At 66.8% G+C, this 15258-nt stretch carries 11 protein-coding genes and 1 pseudogene; 6 read left to right on the plus strand and 6 right to left on the minus strand.

Annotation, left to right across the window (positions count from 1 at the left end; genetic code table 11):
* Together KMZ30_RS06750 and KMZ30_RS06755 are read left to right on the plus strand one after the other, a co-directional pair.
* A partial coding sequence (locus KMZ30_RS06750) for an NAD-dependent epimerase/dehydratase family protein (RefSeq protein ID WP_215519893.1) occupies nt 1–780 on the plus strand: 780 nt, incomplete at its 5' end.
* Between the two features lie 227 nt (nt 781–1007).
* Nucleotides 1008–1601, plus strand: a complete 594-nt coding sequence (locus KMZ30_RS06755) for a dihydrofolate reductase family protein (protein ID WP_215519894.1) — start codon at nt 1008–1010, stop codon at nt 1599–1601.
* A gap of 860 nt (nt 1602–2461) precedes the next feature.
* On the opposite strand, the gene KMZ30_RS06760 is transcribed toward KMZ30_RS06755, so the two are convergent.
* The 3 genes from KMZ30_RS06760 to KMZ30_RS06770 all read right to left on the minus strand — a co-directional run bounded on the left by KMZ30_RS06760 (nt 2462) and on the right by KMZ30_RS06770 (nt 6903).
* A complete protein-coding gene (locus tag KMZ30_RS06760) occupies nt 2462–3412 on the minus strand; it encodes an alpha/beta fold hydrolase (protein ID WP_215519895.1) in 951 nt (316 codons plus the stop codon).
* A 1784-nt stretch (nt 3413–5196) separates the two neighbouring features.
* Nucleotides 5197–5673, minus strand: coding sequence for a VOC family protein (locus KMZ30_RS06765; protein WP_215519896.1), 477 nt, complete (start codon nt 5671–5673; stop codon nt 5197–5199).
* A gap of 87 nt (nt 5674–5760) precedes the next feature.
* Nucleotides 5761–6903: an alpha/beta hydrolase gene (locus tag KMZ30_RS06770; protein WP_215519897.1), complete on the minus strand. Its 1143-nt coding sequence runs from the start codon at nt 6901–6903 to the stop codon at nt 5761–5763.
* Between the two features lie 157 nt (nt 6904–7060).
* Between KMZ30_RS06770 and KMZ30_RS06775 the strand changes: the two genes are divergently transcribed.
* Both KMZ30_RS06775 and pdxR read left to right on the plus strand, forming a co-directional pair.
* Nucleotides 7061–7906, plus strand: a complete 846-nt coding sequence (locus KMZ30_RS06775) for an NAD-dependent epimerase/dehydratase family protein (protein WP_215519898.1) — start codon at nt 7061–7063, stop codon at nt 7904–7906.
* Between the two features lie 91 nt (nt 7907–7997).
* A complete protein-coding gene (gene pdxR / locus KMZ30_RS06780; protein ID WP_215519899.1) occupies nt 7998–9371 on the plus strand; it encodes a MocR-like pyridoxine biosynthesis transcription factor PdxR in 1374 nt (457 codons plus the stop codon).
* A 255-nt stretch (nt 9372–9626) separates the two neighbouring features.
* On the opposite strand, the gene KMZ30_RS06785 is transcribed toward pdxR, so the two are convergent.
* Nucleotides 9627–10799, minus strand: coding sequence for an MFS transporter (locus KMZ30_RS06785; protein WP_215519900.1), 1173 nt, complete (start codon nt 10797–10799; stop codon nt 9627–9629).
* Between the two features lie 556 nt (nt 10800–11355).
* Here KMZ30_RS06785 and KMZ30_RS06790 point away from each other — a divergent pair.
* Nucleotides 11356–11970: a GNAT family N-acetyltransferase gene (locus KMZ30_RS06790; protein WP_215519901.1), complete on the plus strand. Its 615-nt coding sequence runs from the start codon at nt 11356–11358 to the stop codon at nt 11968–11970.
* A gap of 686 nt (nt 11971–12656) precedes the next feature.
* Here KMZ30_RS06790 and KMZ30_RS22280 read toward each other — a convergent pair.
* Nucleotides 12657–13220: a TetR/AcrR family transcriptional regulator gene (locus KMZ30_RS22280; RefSeq protein WP_215519902.1), complete on the minus strand. Its 564-nt coding sequence runs from the start codon at nt 13218–13220 to the stop codon at nt 12657–12659.
* A 155-nt stretch (nt 13221–13375) separates the two neighbouring features.
* Nucleotides 13376–14740 carry an MFS transporter gene (locus KMZ30_RS06800; RefSeq protein ID WP_215519903.1) on the minus strand — a complete coding sequence of 455 codons (1365 nt, stop codon included), beginning with the start codon at nt 14738–14740 and terminating at the stop codon, nt 13376–13378.
* A 148-nt stretch (nt 14741–14888) separates the two neighbouring features.
* Here KMZ30_RS06800 and KMZ30_RS22625 point away from each other — a divergent pair.
* Nucleotides 14889–15236, plus strand: a pseudogene (locus tag KMZ30_RS22625) (DUF4386 domain-containing protein); the annotation flags it as partial.
* Nucleotides 15237–15258: the final 22 nt, after the last annotated feature.

The raw sequence follows: 15258 nt of genomic DNA on the forward strand, positions 1-15258 counted from the left end.
CTGCGTGAGCAGACTTGGCTGATCACCGGTGCCGCGGGACGGATTGGTCAAGGTCTGCGCGCCCACCTCCAGCCACGCGTGGAGCACCTCGTGGTCGCGGACCTGCTCAGGCTGACGCCACAATCGACCAACGAACGCAGCGTCCACCTGGACCTCAACGACCCCGCCACCGTGGCCGAGGCCGTCGCTGGCGTGCACGGCGTGGTCCACCTGGCAGGCATCGCCGATGAAGCCCCTCTCGCAGACCTGCTGGAGACCAACGTCTTGGGCACCTGCCGGCTCCTGGAGGCAATGCGGACACACAACACCCCACGACTGGTCTACGCCTCCAGCAACCGCGCCACCGGCATGCACCCTCCCGACACGATCCTCGACGACCTCAGCCCCGCCCGACCGGACGGCCTGTACGGAGTCAGCAAGGCCTCCGCCGAGGCCCTGACCCGCCTCTACTGCGACAAGTTCGCCATCAACGTCGTCAACATGCGCATCGGCACGTTCGAAGCTGCCCCCACCACCCCCCGCGACGCCGCGACCTGGCTCAGCCCCCAAGACGCCTGGCGCGCCTTCGACGCAGCCATGACCACCAGCGCGACCTTCGCCACCTTCTACGCAGTCTCCGCCAACACCCACCGATTCTGGTCCCTGGAACCAGGACACCGGATCGGCTACCACCCCGTCGACGACGCCGCAGACCACCTCGGACCCCACATACGACCCCCCCAAGACCAACCCCAAGCCGGACCCATGGCCACCGCGCAGTACACCCTGGAGCGAGCCTGACGCTCCCATCAACGGGCTGTCGGCGCCGAAGAGCGAGCTAGCGCGGGGTCCAACGCACCCTAAAGGCACCGAGCTCCGTCACTCGGGATTTCGTTGCCCCGTGACACGTCCGAGGCCGCACATCGTGTGGACAACGACGCCCGGAGGTAGCCGACGCAACGTCCGGGGTGCAAATTATGCGTTCTACCTACAGGCACCATCCCAGCTGTTACACCGAAAGGGACACAATGAACGACGTCATTGCATTTGCCTCGGTCTCGGTGGACGGGTTCTCCTCCGGGCCCGACAACGACCTGCGCCGCCTCCATCAATGGATGTACAACTTCGACACCAACCAGGAGAACGGATACAACGACCACCTCATCGCCGAGTTCCGCACTGCTGGCGTCGTGGTCTTCGGCCGTACGACCTTCGACGCCGGCCAAGAGCCGTGGGGGGACGATGACGTCTTCTCCTCCCCAGTTGTCGTCGTTACCCGCGAAGCGCTCGAGCCAGTTCAGCGCAATGGGGCCCTCTTCACCTTCACCAGCGGGAGTGCCCAAAAGATCCTCGACCATGCCCGCCAGCGGGCCGACGGCGGGACCGTGGTGATCATGGGCAGCGCCAGCATCATTCAGCAGTTCCTCAAGGCCAACCTCATCGACGTCCTCATGCTGCACCAGGTCCCGGTACTGCTGGGTCGAGGGACCCGCCTGTTCTCCGACGACGGCGTCCCCGCCGAGCTCGACTTGGAACTGTTCGAACCCGGCCCCCACGTGACGCAGCTGAAGTACGCACTTCGCCGATCCACCGAAGGCTCAACGCCGTCTGCCGCCACTTGACCGCGACCTGGCTACTCGGCCTCGGGCACACCAGCCTCGTGTCGCCACTCCTCGACGCGGCCGAACTGTGTCGTCGGGGTGCAGGGCAGCCGGGGCAAGGCAAGAACGCCGGCGAGACGCGGGCCGTGCCCAAGTGGCGCCGTGGCGGCCAATCCGGGGACGGACCCGGCCGGCCGTCGCGAGCAGCATTGAGTGCTCAACAGACGGACGATATCCGTCCACCCGTAGCATTTCTGACATTCGCGCGCTGGCGACTGGAGACATGCCAATCCGCATACCCTCCGCGACCAGAACAGCTACTCCTCGTGCGACCGGTGCCCGCCGGAAATCTACTCGGGCACTTTTCGCCGTCGCTCGACATTCTTCAAGCGGATCTCGGGCCCCGATGTAAGGGCGCGCCGCATAACGACGTCATCGTTGCGGTCCAGCCGTCCCCATTGTGAGACGCAGCGGAGGTCTCATTTGTCCGAGAGAGAGGCTCCGACGGAGAGGGAGCCCGCGCCTTCTCCGGATACCCTGACACCTCGCCCAGGTCCATCCGCACGCCGCCCATCGCATGGCGAGGGGTCGGCGTGGACCCAAGGAGGGTCTTCGACCTGCGAATGGCAGATGCCCAAGTGTTGGGATCACCAGCTTGGCAAAGGGGCCATGACTTGAAGTCAAGGCGGCGGGATGTTGCCACCGCGTAAGCCCTTCTGCGTATGCGAATCTCAGGTCAGACACCGAGGGCTTGGTCCTCGGGGTGAGGCTCTTCGGACGGTCGACGAGTCAGACGATCAGCCCCATCGCAGAGCTCACGCGTGCCGGTCCAAGTTGCTGGTCATCCCCTCCGTCGCCCGACGAGCGTCCCGGTCAAGCACTCATTCGGTCATCGAGGCATAGCGTTGCAGCGTGGCGCGAAGTAGGTTTGCGACGTCGCTCAGCCTGTGGCCCTCGTCCTCGAGGAGATGGAGTGTCGAGCCCGACCATGCACGATGTAGGCGCCACGCCGTCACCGGGGGCGTGCACAAATCGAAGCGGCCCTGGATGAAGGTCGCAGGGATGTCGCTCAAGGTGGGGACCTGCGCCCAGAGGTCGTCGTGATCGATGAACCCTTGATGGGCAGCGTAGTGGGCGCTGATTCGGGAGAAGGCGACCGAGAATCGTGGCTGCATAAAGAGGGAGTACACCTCTGATCCCTGTGCGGCCCGCATGCCCGCGAGTTCCCACCGGCACCACTCAAGGGCGGCTTCTGCGCGTCGCCTGTCGTCAGTGCCTTCGAGGTCGTGCCGATACCTCTCGATCAGGTTCGCACGATCTCGCATCCCCGCGAAGCTGTCCCACGCTTCCGGCAATAGATGATTGGCACCAGCGACATAGACCCAGCGCAATTCGGCCGAACTGTACGTGGTGATACTCCGCAGCAAGATCGCCCGGACTCGATGAGGATGCCTGCAGGTGTACGCCAACGCAAGCGTCGCCCCCCACGAGCCGCCGGAAACGATCCAGTCGAAGATTCCCCGATCTTCTCTCAAGTGCTCCATATCACTGACCAACGCCGGAGTGGTGTTCGTGGCGAGGGATACCCCAGGATCACTCGCGTGTGGCACGCTGCGGCCGCAGCCGCGTTGGTCGAACATGACGATCCGAAAGACGTCCGGGTCGTACGGTGCCGCCATGGCTGGCACACTGCCTCCCCCGGGGCCACCGTGCACGACGAGTAGCGGAATTCCGTCCGCCGCGCCAAACTCGCACCACCAGATGCGTTGCCCGTCGCCAACGTCCAGATGGCCTTCGCGCCTCGCAGCCCACGCCGCGTCGAATGTCGTCATGAGGACACGCGGCCGTTGGTGTCGTACGCGTAGCCGCGGACGGATGAATTCGGGGCCGTAAAGCGGCACGCGTTCGACACGACACCCACGGCTTCTCGTCGCATGCAGTGGCGGCCGGAGGGCGCTGCTGCCCGACCGACGAACTTTGGGGTGTTCATCGACAACTTCAACGAGCTCCTCCTGATGGTCCATCGACTGCCGATACCCATCCCCAGCGGCCCCGGCCACGCCGATTCAGTTCGGGTGCGCTCACCTCTCGCCGTCCGCTCTTGAACGGACCAGCCTTCCGTCCCCTTTCGGCTGTCAGCAGTCCAACTACTATAGTAGTGGAACGGCAGTATCGGATCATCCAGTTGATGGGCGCACCTCAACGAGGGCACCGGTGACAGCCTGGTGGGCTCGACGAGTCATCCTCCTCCGGAGGGTTCGGCTTTTCGTGCACGAGGGCAAAAGCCTCAGCCAGTCCGAGGAGATCGAGCATGGCGCGCACGGCAGGCGTGGCTCCTCGTACCGTGAATGCCGCACCGTGGCGTTTCGCCACGACACTGAGGCGGAGGAGAAGGTCCAGGTCGACCGCCCTCGGGCTTGCGCCACGTGTGTCAGCCACCACGTCGCGGGCCCCTCCCTTGGCCAACAGAGCCTCGATCGAGTCGATCGTGGTCGGTCGTGATCGCGCGGGTCCCGAGACCGGCACCACGAGAGGCGCTCCGGCCGTCATGTGCACCATGGCCACAAACCCGTCGGATGAGGATCGCTCGCCGCCTCGCGCGTGCCGATGAGCTTCTGGTCAGCGGTGACGAGCATGTGTTTCGGGTGCGACTGCACTGGCCGCCGGGCGGTCCGGCGCACCTCGCGGCGAGTGCCGGGCAAGTTGCACCCCGTGCCGTGGGTCAACGAAACGCCAGGGCAGTCGCCTGCGCGGCAAGGGAATCCGCGCAGGCAGTTGCTCCCACCATGTGTCCGGACTCCCAGCGCGCCCGCCGCAACGTCCCAAGATCCGCCACGGCAGTGCGGTCCGCCGCCTCTTCGCCGGATCGGAAGAACCGGTCCGCCGTTCTCGTGATGGCCCCTACCCTGAGCAGCCAGTACTGGTTCGCGGGGGGCATGGCCAGCCAGTGCGCCCTGACCACGACGACCAGCAGTGCCGCTGCGGGGCAACGGAACCACCAGGGAAGGTTCCCGTGGGAAACCGTGGCCGCGGTCGACGTGACCGCCATCCCGACGGACGGAATGTTCAGGAAACCCACGTAGGTGAAGCCGGGATGGCTGAGACACTGGACCGTCCGGGGGGCGGCCGGCGTCAGCCTCTTCCGTTCCGGGAGCTCGAGGACGTGGGCGAGCGCTCGTGCGGCGACGAGCCGAGGTCAGGATGCTCCCTAGGTGCCAGATCGCCATGGTTCTCCAATCGGGGGGTAGTTGGGTGGGGAAAGGCTCCTGCGGAGGTCGGGCGGTGGTCTCGCGGAGCATGAGCTGAGTGAAGGCACAACCCCAGCCGCGCTCACCCCCGACCAGGACGTTGGCCGTCCACTCGTCCGCCTCGAGCCGCTGGCCGCGGAACATCGCGCTGTTCCGCCCACGCGTGAGGGCGAGGACGATTTCGCTGGCGCGACGCACGGACACGACCTCATGGCTCATGTGCTGGTGGCTCAGCTCGCCGCTGGCGGCGACATCGTGGAACCTCTGACGGCTGATTACACCGGGAGTGTCGACGAGAACCCAGTCGTGTGTCGTAAACGCGGCGATCCGCTCAACTTTGTTGGAGACGAGGGCGTTCGCCCACTCCGTCATGAACGCTGCGGTCCTCGCCGGGTGCCCACCTCATCGGGCCGAAGTCCTCCGGAGCCGAACGGTCCGGAGTGCGGCTCGCCCGCGTAAGTGCCGACCGACCACAAGTTGCCCTCAGGGTCACGAGCCACGAACTCGCGTGCGCCGTAGCTGGTGGTGGTCAGGCCAGCCAGCAGTTCCGCGCCGGCGACCCGGGCGCGTTCGAACGCGGCATCCACGTCAGTCGCGAACAGGTGGACGCCGGCACTGCCAGCCGGCCTAATCCACGGACCTTCGCTGTTCACGGGGCTGATGAGGACGCTTCCGCCACCCGGCCAGTCGAGCTGAGCGTGAGCCACGGCTCCCGCGGCGTCGCGGTGGACAGCGTTGGGAACGAAATCGAAAGCTGCCCTGAGGAAGTCAATGAGCTGTTCAGGCCGGGCGGCCGTGATGACAACGAACGTCCCGCTCGCGGGAGGTTTGGCAGTGCTGGTCATAAGGGCGCTTCTCGCAATCGTGCTCTGGAGATCGAAAGGTGAAGGGTACGCGGGGCTCATACGGGCGGCACCCGTGCCGTGGTCGAGTCAGCCCGATCCGACCGTGGGCTCCTCGACGTGGTCACCATCCCGGGCTGACGTCGTGGGACCGGGACCATCGGTGACGGCGGTGGCGAAGGCGGCGACGGCGTCGACCACCAACTCGAACCTGACCGAATGAACGAGATCGAACGTATGCTGCGCACCCGGGAGCTCGGCGTAGACGACAGGGCTGACCGACCGCGCTCTCAGTGACTCCACGAGCGCCGTGTGCAGTCCGGGAGGGACCAGGGTGTCCTGGTCACCGTGGACGATCATCACGGGCGGCGCGTCGGCGTGGACATGAGAGATCGGACTGGAATCGGAGCTGGAATCGGCGCGTCCGTAGTACCCGTAGAGCCCAATGGCGGCTGACACCCCCGTGCCGGCACGGGTCGCGAGTGCAGCGGTGACGGCCAGGTGTGCGCCGGCCGAGCTGCCTGCCAGGACGATCCGCGTGGAGTCCACGCCGAGCCGCGAGGCCTCCGCCCGCGCCCACCGGATGACCGCGTGGACATCCTCCAGCATGTCGGTGTAGGTCGCCGGGCGCAGACGATAGCTGGGGCTGATGCAGACCCATCCGTTCCGAGCGAACGCGTGCAACAGGGGGCGCGAGTACAGGCTGCGCCGACCGGAGCGGAAACCCCCACCATGGAGGTGGATCAACAGGGGGCGGTCGTCGGTTCTCTTTCGAGGTGAGTAGACGTCCAGGCGGTGACGCCGGTGAGGCCCGTAGCGGAAGGCGCGCTCGACCCGGACACCCCGGGCGAAGAACGGGAGCGGAGCGGCGATGATGCGGAACCAGGGCAGGCGCCTGCGCCAGGGAATGGGCCGCCCCGTGTGGGCAACCGGCTCGAGAGCGGTGGTCAGTGCGTCGCGGGCCGCGAGGGCTCGACGGATGAGCGCCGGCGTAGTAACGAAGCTCGCGACGCCGACCCCGAGACACACCAGGTTGGGCAGAGACGGCCGCTCTGACACGAGTGGCGCCGAGCTGACCAGGAGATAGGCGAAGGCGAGGAAGGGAGACTCGTTGGGTACGGCCGACAGGAACCAACTGAGGATGCCCGCAGAGTGCGGACGCCGGACGGGATGAGCTCCGAGCAGGAGACCGAGAGCGATGATGCCGATGGTGACGGCGTAGCCGGCGTTCACCAGTGCACACCCGACGGCGCACCGTGGCCCTGGACCTGAAATTGCGGATGACCGAGCACGCTGAGACCTCATTGCCAGCAAGGACGAAGGATGACCGATTAGTCACTACTATAGTAGTGACTACAGCACATACGTTCAAGAGATGCAAGGAGTGCGCATGGAGCGGATACACGGTGTGCGGCGCGTGCCGGCCAACAGCGTGGCAGGATCCCGATCCAGGAACCTGCGTGAGCAGACTTGGCTGATCACCGGTGCCGCGGGACGGATTGGTCAAGGTCTGCGCGCCCACCTCCAGCCACGCGTGGAGCACCTCGTGGTCGCGGACCTGCTCAGGCTGACGCCACAATCGACCAACGAACGCAGCGTCCACCTGGACCTCAACGACCCCGCCACCGTGGCCGAGGCCGTCGCTGGCGTGCACGGCGTGGTCCACCTGGCAGGCATCGCCGATGAAGCCCCTCTCGCAGACCTGCTGGAGACCAACGTCTTGGGCACCTGCCGGCTCCTGGAGGCAATGCGGACACACAACACCCCACGACTGGTCTACGCCTCCAGCAACCGCGCCACCGGCATGCACCCTCCCGACACGATCCTCGACGACCTCAGCCCCGCCCGACCGGACGGCCTGTACGGAGTCAGCAAGGCCTCCGCCGAGGCCCTGACCCGCCTCTACTGCGACAAGTTCGCCATCAACGTCGTCAACATGCGCATCGGCACGTTCGAAGCTGCCCCCACCACCCCCCGCGACGCCGCGACCTGGCTCAGCCCCCAAGACGCCTGGCGCGCCTTCGACGCAGCCATGACCACCAGCGCGACCTTCGCCACCTTCTACGCAGTCTCCGCCAACACCCACCGATTCTGGTCCCTGGAACCAGGACACCGGATCGGCTACCACCCCGTCGACGACGCCGCAGACCACCTCGGACCCCACATACGACCCCCCCAAGACCAACCCCAAGCCGGACCCATGGCCACCGCGCAGTACACCCTGGAGCGGGCGTGACCGCTGAGCGGGCCATCCCTCTGGCCGGGGTGGTCAGTGCGGCCGGCAAACCGTGAACGCCGCACAGCTTGGCCCGCGTACCCCCCTTCACGTGGAGCTGGACCGCGAGGCCTTCGAGCCACTCCGCACGCAGCTAGAGACCGGCATCCGGGCCGCCATAAGGACGCGGCGGCTGACCTCGGGGGACAGTCTGCCCGCGACGCGCACCCTGGCACGCGACCTCGGGGTTTCCCGCGGCGTCGTCCAGGCGGCCTACGAGCAGCTCATCGCCGAGGGCTACCTGCTGGGTCGCATCGGATCGGGGACCATCGTCGCGTGGAGCCCGGTGAGCGCACCGGCCGAAGCCGTGGACCCGGGGCCACGGATATCGCGCGCACTAATAGCGGACCTGCGTCCGAATCGGCCCAACCTGTCCCACTTCCCTCGGGCGGCTTGGCTGAGGGCCAGCCGTGAAGCTGTGAACCAGTTGCCTGTCCACGACCTTGGGTACGGCGCTCCCACTGGGCTGCTCGCGTTACGCACCACTTTGGCCCAGTACCTAGGCCGAGTTCGCGGCGCCGTCGTCGACCCAGGCAATATCGTCATCTGCAGCGGCTACGCAGAGGGGCTCCAGCTCGTGCTGGACGCTCTCGTCCTCGACGGTCGCCTCCGCCTGGCCGTCGAGGACCCCGGACCCGATCGTGAGGAGCGCTTACGCATCGCCGCCACGGGCGTGTCCATTACCAGCGTGCCCGTCGACGCCGAAGGTATCCGCACCGACTTGCTTGCCGCTTCGGCCGCCGATGCAGTGCTGGTGACGCCCGCACACCAGTCCCCCACCGGGGCACCCTTGTCCGGTTGCAGGCGGCGTGAGCTCCTCGAGTGGGTCCGGGCTACCGACGGTCTGATCCTCGAGGACGACTACGATTCCGAATTTCGGTACGACCGTCAACCTGTGCGCAGCATCCAAGGGATGGATCCGCACCGCACCTTCCTGTTGGGGACCGCGAGCAAGGCTCTCGCGCCCGGCCTGCGGCTGGGCTGGATCGTCGTCCCCGACGCCTGGGTTGGGGCGATTGCCCAGGCACGACGGCGCCGCAACCGTGGGCTGTCAAGCCTCGAGCAGGCCACCTTGTCCACCTTCATCCGCTCTGGGTCATTCGACACCCACCTGCGCGCCATGCGGCGGTTGAACTCCCAGAGTCGAGCTGCCCTTCTCACCGCGTTACGTCGACACGTTCCGGATGCCGCCCCCATGGGAGTCCCGGCCGGTCTCTCCCTCCTCGCCCACTTGCCGAGGACGATCGATGAAGGTGCACTGATTCGCGAAGGTCTGCGCCGCGGCCTTCTTCTCCAGGGCTGGAAGGACCATTTCGCGTCAGGTCATGCACCGACCCCGGCCTTGGTCCTGGGGTTCGCGGCGGAGCCGACTACCCGCATCAATGCCGGGGTTGCCGCGTTGGGGCGCCTTGTTGAAGAGTGTTGAAGCCACAGGCAGCACCATTCGTTCGGTTGGCTTCGAGCCATCACCGTTCGCGAAACCGCCATTGATCCTCCACGACGGGGTCCGCCCGTCCCAGCCACCTCACCCCGGGGACCAAGGGAACTCGGAGACGAGGTGGTCGTCGCGGCCGTTCCTCTGGTTTGTGTCGGGGTCATACTTCCCGAGATGGAGGCGGTGCAGGTCAGTACAGGACGCAATGGCTGTCGACCAAGACCGAGGTGGACGCGCGAGAGTGGTTCATACTGCTTCCTCCCGCCTCGGCATCTTGTCGGTCACGACGTAGATGACGGCCACCAGGAGGCAGAAGGCTGCTAAGCCGAGAAAGCCTGCGGCGGTCGAGGCCCTCATCAGTAGGAAGCCGAGCAGCAAGGGGCCCGCGCCCAGACCGACGTCGTAGGTCAGGTTCCACGCGGCCGAGACAGCCGTCACGTCGGCGCTGCTCTCACTGAGCAGAGCTTGGAGACTAAGGCTCTGCATGGATCCGAATCCACCGCCCACGATTGCGACAGCGACCACCCCGGCTGCGGCCGACGGGTGAATGGCGACCACGGCAAGCCCGCCGGCAGTGGCGGCCAAGGCGGCGGGCATCAGACGTTCAAGGCGGCGGTGGTTACCGGCAATCCCGGCGAGGAGCCGACCAGCTGCAGCGGAGCCGGAGTAGACAACGAGCGCGACAGCCACGACGCCGTCGGGTAGAAGACCGCTGGTGGGCAGGTACGTCATCAGGATTCCGGCGCTTCCCGCGGCGACGCCGAAGGCCAGGAGGATCCTCAGTCGACGGGGTGCATGCAGGGTGAGTGACACGCGGGGGCGCTCGCGACGTTCGCCCAAAGTGTCGGTCATGGCTCGGAGGGTCCAGATGGCCACGAGCCCCAGGGCGGCCGTTGTCGCGGCCACCCACATCACGAGCGAGGTGCCGAGGCTGCCGAGCGGAAGCGCCGCCGTGGGTGCGATGGCAGCGAGAAGTCCCGTGATTCCGAGCGCGGTCCCGAGCTGGTCGCGTGTGGTGTGGCGGGCCACACCGACATAGAGGGTAACCATGACAATACCGAAACCGACTCCTCGCAGGGTCGCCGATCCGAGGGCCAACTGCGAGGTGGCAGACAGTTGAGGAGTGCACGACGCGGCCATGGTCACCAGAGCCCAGGCAGAAGCCTTCAGAATGCCCTGCCGTGCGACGAGCGCAGGGGCGGCGAGCTCGCCGAGGATCGCGCCACCGACGAGGACGGCCGTGGCCGCGCCGGCCAGGGCAGGAGGTTCCCCGGCGCGCGACATCACGTGGGGCACGGCGGTGAACATGATGTAGAACGTGATGAGGCTGGTGACACCGACTGCCCACCAGGCGACGAGGTATCGTCCCTGCGCTGGCGGAGTGAGGCGCTGGAGGGCGAAGGCGCGCAATGTCGACACCCATTGACGCTACTTTCGAGTTCAACTTCGCTCATGGTCCATTCCTCGGTCGTGGGAGTGATCCACATGCGAGGGTGCCGTTTGGTCGCTCGAGCCGGGCGGTGGCCTCCCGTACGGCAGGTCTTATCGGTCACGAGTGTTGGGGCAGATCCACGTCGTGGCCTCCCGGCCGCCCGGGACACTCCCTCCGGCTGTGGTGGTGCGTGCGGCGAGGGCGGCCGCGTTTACGGCGCGGGCAGGAGGCGACATGCGGGTCGCGGGTGACGTCGCGCACCACGTGCGCCAGGTCGCTTGAGGTTGACCGGCGCGCCGCAGGGCGCTTGCGCGTCGTGGAGTGTCGTGGCCAGGCTGTTTCGGATCCCCTCGCTGGTGCGCTCCAACGAGAGGGTCTCAAGAGGCGGCGCAGCGGGTTCGGCGTAGAACATGGTGTCGACGCGGCCCAGGACCGCGTACAAAACGCCGGTCCGGCGCCTGTACTGTGTTCAGAGTAAGAAACTACGAGCGTAGTACCGGCAAAGCCTTTGTGGTGTAGAGGGCGCAACTGGAAGGGAGCGGAATGCTCAACCGGCGCGAACCGGAGACGATAAAGAGTGGTGCGGATCGCGAGCCGCCGTCCATGTTGCTGCCGATCACCACCGACCGGCTGCTCTTGCGGCGGTACCACCCAGCAGATGTCCGTGCCACCCATGGCTACTACGGCGATCCGGAGGTCGTGAGGTGGGTCCCGTGGGAGCCCTGGACGCTCGACGAGACCGAGGAGCGGGTCAGGCGTCGATGCGACCGGACAACCTGGGAGGGCCCCGACTCGACCCTTTCCCTCGTGGTCAGTCATCTCGATGTCCTGGTCGGGGATATCTGCATGTGGCCCACCGACTACACGATGCGCGTGGGTGAGATGGGGTGGGCCTTCGATCCGGAACACCAGGGCCGAGGCTTCGCGAGCGAGGCGGTGAGCGCCTTCATCGGCACGGCCTTCGATGTCCTGGGCCTGCACCGGGTAGTGGCCCACGTCGACCCCCGCAATCAAGCGAGCCTGAGACTCTGCCAGCGGGTCGGCATGACGATGGAGGGACAACTGCGAAGCCACTCCTTGATCAAGGGCGAGTGGGTGGACACAGTGCTCTTTGGCATCCTCGCTACGGACGTGCTGGGAGCCTCGCTCGGCCCGTGAGCCAAGCGGCATGAAACGGCGGTTGCGCGGTGGAGGAGGGGGGTGACCCGGGGCTACCGGTCCAGTCGATGGCCGGCCTCGCGGTGCACCCGGACGCCTCGCTCGAGGCCCGGCGATCTTGCAGGTTGACGCCCTCATCAACTGCGGCAGCGAGGGTTGGTCGATGCCAAGCGCTCCCGACCGGTGCGAGCAGTTCCGCTCGGTGCTTGAGGCCGGCGCCATGGCGTCCGGCATCTGCGCAGGTTTCTTTACGGTGGCGGACGCGGGCGCTCTTGACACGTGCGACACACGGCCACCGCGCAAGCCGATCTCGCTGCCACCGGCTACGTCGGCCTTGCTTGGTACGTCGACTCCCCATCCACCGTCCGCGAGGGACGGCTGGTCGCGGCCCCAGGGACCGCGCCCGTCTCGTTCGCCCGTAAGGTGCTAGCAGGTCTGCTGCCCGAGCAGCAGCCAGAGGTCGACGACTTCTTGCGCCAGTACTCCCGGGAGCACCCCCTGGATGTCCAAGGCGCATCGTGGGACGGGCCTGGGTGACAAACCTACGCGGGCGGGCCACGGGGCACACGCCTCCGATGGAGAGCGCCCGACGCCCATATGCGATACCAAAGCGGTGGTGAGAGCGACTTCACACTTCGGCGCTTCTCACCCGTAAGGGGCTTCGACCCCGTGCATCGCACCGAGTGCTATTGGCGCGCGCCGACGCCGATCAGCCAGGCGCGAATGACGTCCTCGGCGTCCGCGGGGCGTCCGCGAGAACCGTTGCCGACCAGACGGTCGTAGAGAAGTCCGTTCATCAGAGTGATGAAGTCGACTGCTCGGCTGGCCGGTCGGGTGACGCCGAGGTGATCAAGCAGGGTGATGCCCTCCTCGACGAGCTTGGCACGTACCGGGGACTGCGTGGTCAAGAGCTCGTGAAGCTCCGGGTCAGACAGGGAGTCGACAGTCAAGGCCAAGCGAGCCCGGGTGTCGATTCCTCGGGTGACGGTGGCCTCGAAGGCTGCGACGAGTTGGGGGACTGCCATGCTCACGGTGGTCGGTGGGGTCGCGCCGACGGGGCGATAGTTCGCGATCGACGCCACGTGCTCGATCACCAGCCGAATCAGCTCACGCCGAGTCCTTGCATAGTTCGACGTCGTCCCGTCCGGCCATCCCAAGTGGCGGTCGACCTTGCGATGAGTGACGGCGTGGCCACCACCCGACGCAGCCAACTCCATCGCGGCCACGGCGATCGCCTGTCTCCGGTCCACGGTGCGAGCTCCTCGGCTGGGGCGGGTCTTCGGTCGCCACCCCGGGGACGGGCCGCCGACCCGACAGCCCGTCTGGCGTCAGTGGGATTCGCTGCTGGTGAAAGTGTATCCACCTTCGTCGCGAGGTCGCGGGCGCCCCGGTGTTCCGCGCGAGATCACTGACCATCCTTGTGCGCCGGGCCAGCAGGCTGACGTGCGACAGCGAGACGCCGGTCGATCTCCCGGAGGCCGTCGGGCATGACCGCAACAATGCTTGCCCCGACCATCAGCGCGCTAGCCGCCACCCACGGTGCGTGAAGTCCGTACTTACTAGCGACCACCCCACCGAGGACGGCGCCGAGTGGCAGCACCCCGAGCGCAACCACGCGGTACGCGGATGTGACTCGGCCGAGCAGGACATCCGGGACCAGCTCTTGGCGTGCGGTGACCGTGACGACGTTCCACACCATGCTCGCTGCCCCGACGGCGATCAGCGCGGCGATGGTGGCCGGCAAGCTGGAGGTGGTAGCGGGAACGACGAATCCGGCCCCCATCGCTGCCCCCGCCGCTCCCAGTGTCCGGACCGTCCCGAACCGTCCACGCGCACGAGCCGCCACGAGCGAGCCCGCAATTGCCCCGACCGCCAGCAGCGACAAGAGAAACGCATAGCCACGCTCATCCAGGCCCAGCACCCGGGAGGCGTAGAGGACGAGGGTGGACTCTCCGGTGGCGCCGGCGAGGTTGAGGGCGGCGGTGAGGATGGCGAGCCCGCGAAGGGGCTTGTGCCTCCACAGCCAGGCTGCGCCTTCGCGGACGTCTTGCCAGACCGTGCCCTGTGGACCGGCCGTGACGGTACGACGGTCGCCAGCGTTCCGCCCACTCGTGGCGTATGAGCCCTTGATAGCGAGGATGAGGGCCAGGGCGATCGCATATGTCATCGCATCGACGACGAAAGGGGCCGATGCCGCGAGGACGAAGAGCGTCCCGCCCAGCGGTATGCCGATGAACTGCATCGAGACGGTCTGGGTCGCGAGCAGCTTGGAGTTGGCAGAGCCGAGGCTCGAGCGACTGACGAGCATCGGAACGAAGGCCGAGGCGGCGTTCTCGAAGAGGATCTCGGCGCTCCCCAGGATGAACGCCACCACCAAGAGCCACTGGATGCTCCCTCGCCCCCCCACCACAAGCACGGCGAAGAGGGCCACCACGAGCAGACGAACTCCATCCGCCGCCAACATGAGTCGCCGCCTGTCTTCCCGATCGACGATGGCCCCGCTGTGCAGACCGAACAAGAGAGCTGGGAGGAAGGCTGCAGCTGTGACGAGCGAGACGACCCGGGGATCGGAGCTGTAGACGACCGATAGCAGCGGTATCGCGGCCATCGTCATTCCAGAGCCGACGCCAGAAATGGAGGTCGCACTCCAGAGCCGCCAGTACTTCGGCCCAAGGCGTTGCTGACCAGGCCACCTCTTCAATGTTCGCATTCTCTCTGCGCGCATGTCCGTGTTCTCGGGCTTCTCGGTGGCCGTACGCTCGTCGGGCATGACACTACTATAGTAGTACTACACCCGATTGGCTGTCGCATGGCCTCACCGGCGCCCAGCTCCACGACTCGCGGCGCTGTCGCTGACCACCTACCAGGTGGGCTTCGTCACCGCTCAGGTGTTCTTCTCGGCCTGACTCTTCCCCCTCGGGTGGCTCGTGCCGCGCAGCGGGTTCCTCCCCCGAGTGCTCGGTTGGCTCCTTCTCCTCGACGGCGTCGCGGTCCTCATCTGGTTCCTCCAGGCCTTGGTCGCCCCGGACCACCGCGCGATCAGCTACCCGACGTGGGTCATCGGGTTCGTCGCCGAGGTCGGCCTCGCCCTCTGGCTCCTCATCAAAGGCACCCACTCCCAGACCGCCTTGACTCCGCAACGCCTGAGCATGACACCGACGCGCCCACCGGCGGCACGGCCCGAAGACATGCCCGCCAGGCAGCGATTAGACACAGGTCTGGCCCTCGCGTTGGCCTCCGGACGCAGGCCCGCGGAACGCGGGTAGCCCTTGGCGAGAAGTGGCATTC

Source organism: Phycicoccus mangrovi, from assembly GCF_018729305.1.
Classification (GTDB): domain Bacteria; phylum Actinomycetota; class Actinomycetes; order Actinomycetales; family Dermatophilaceae; genus Phycicoccus; species Phycicoccus jejuensis.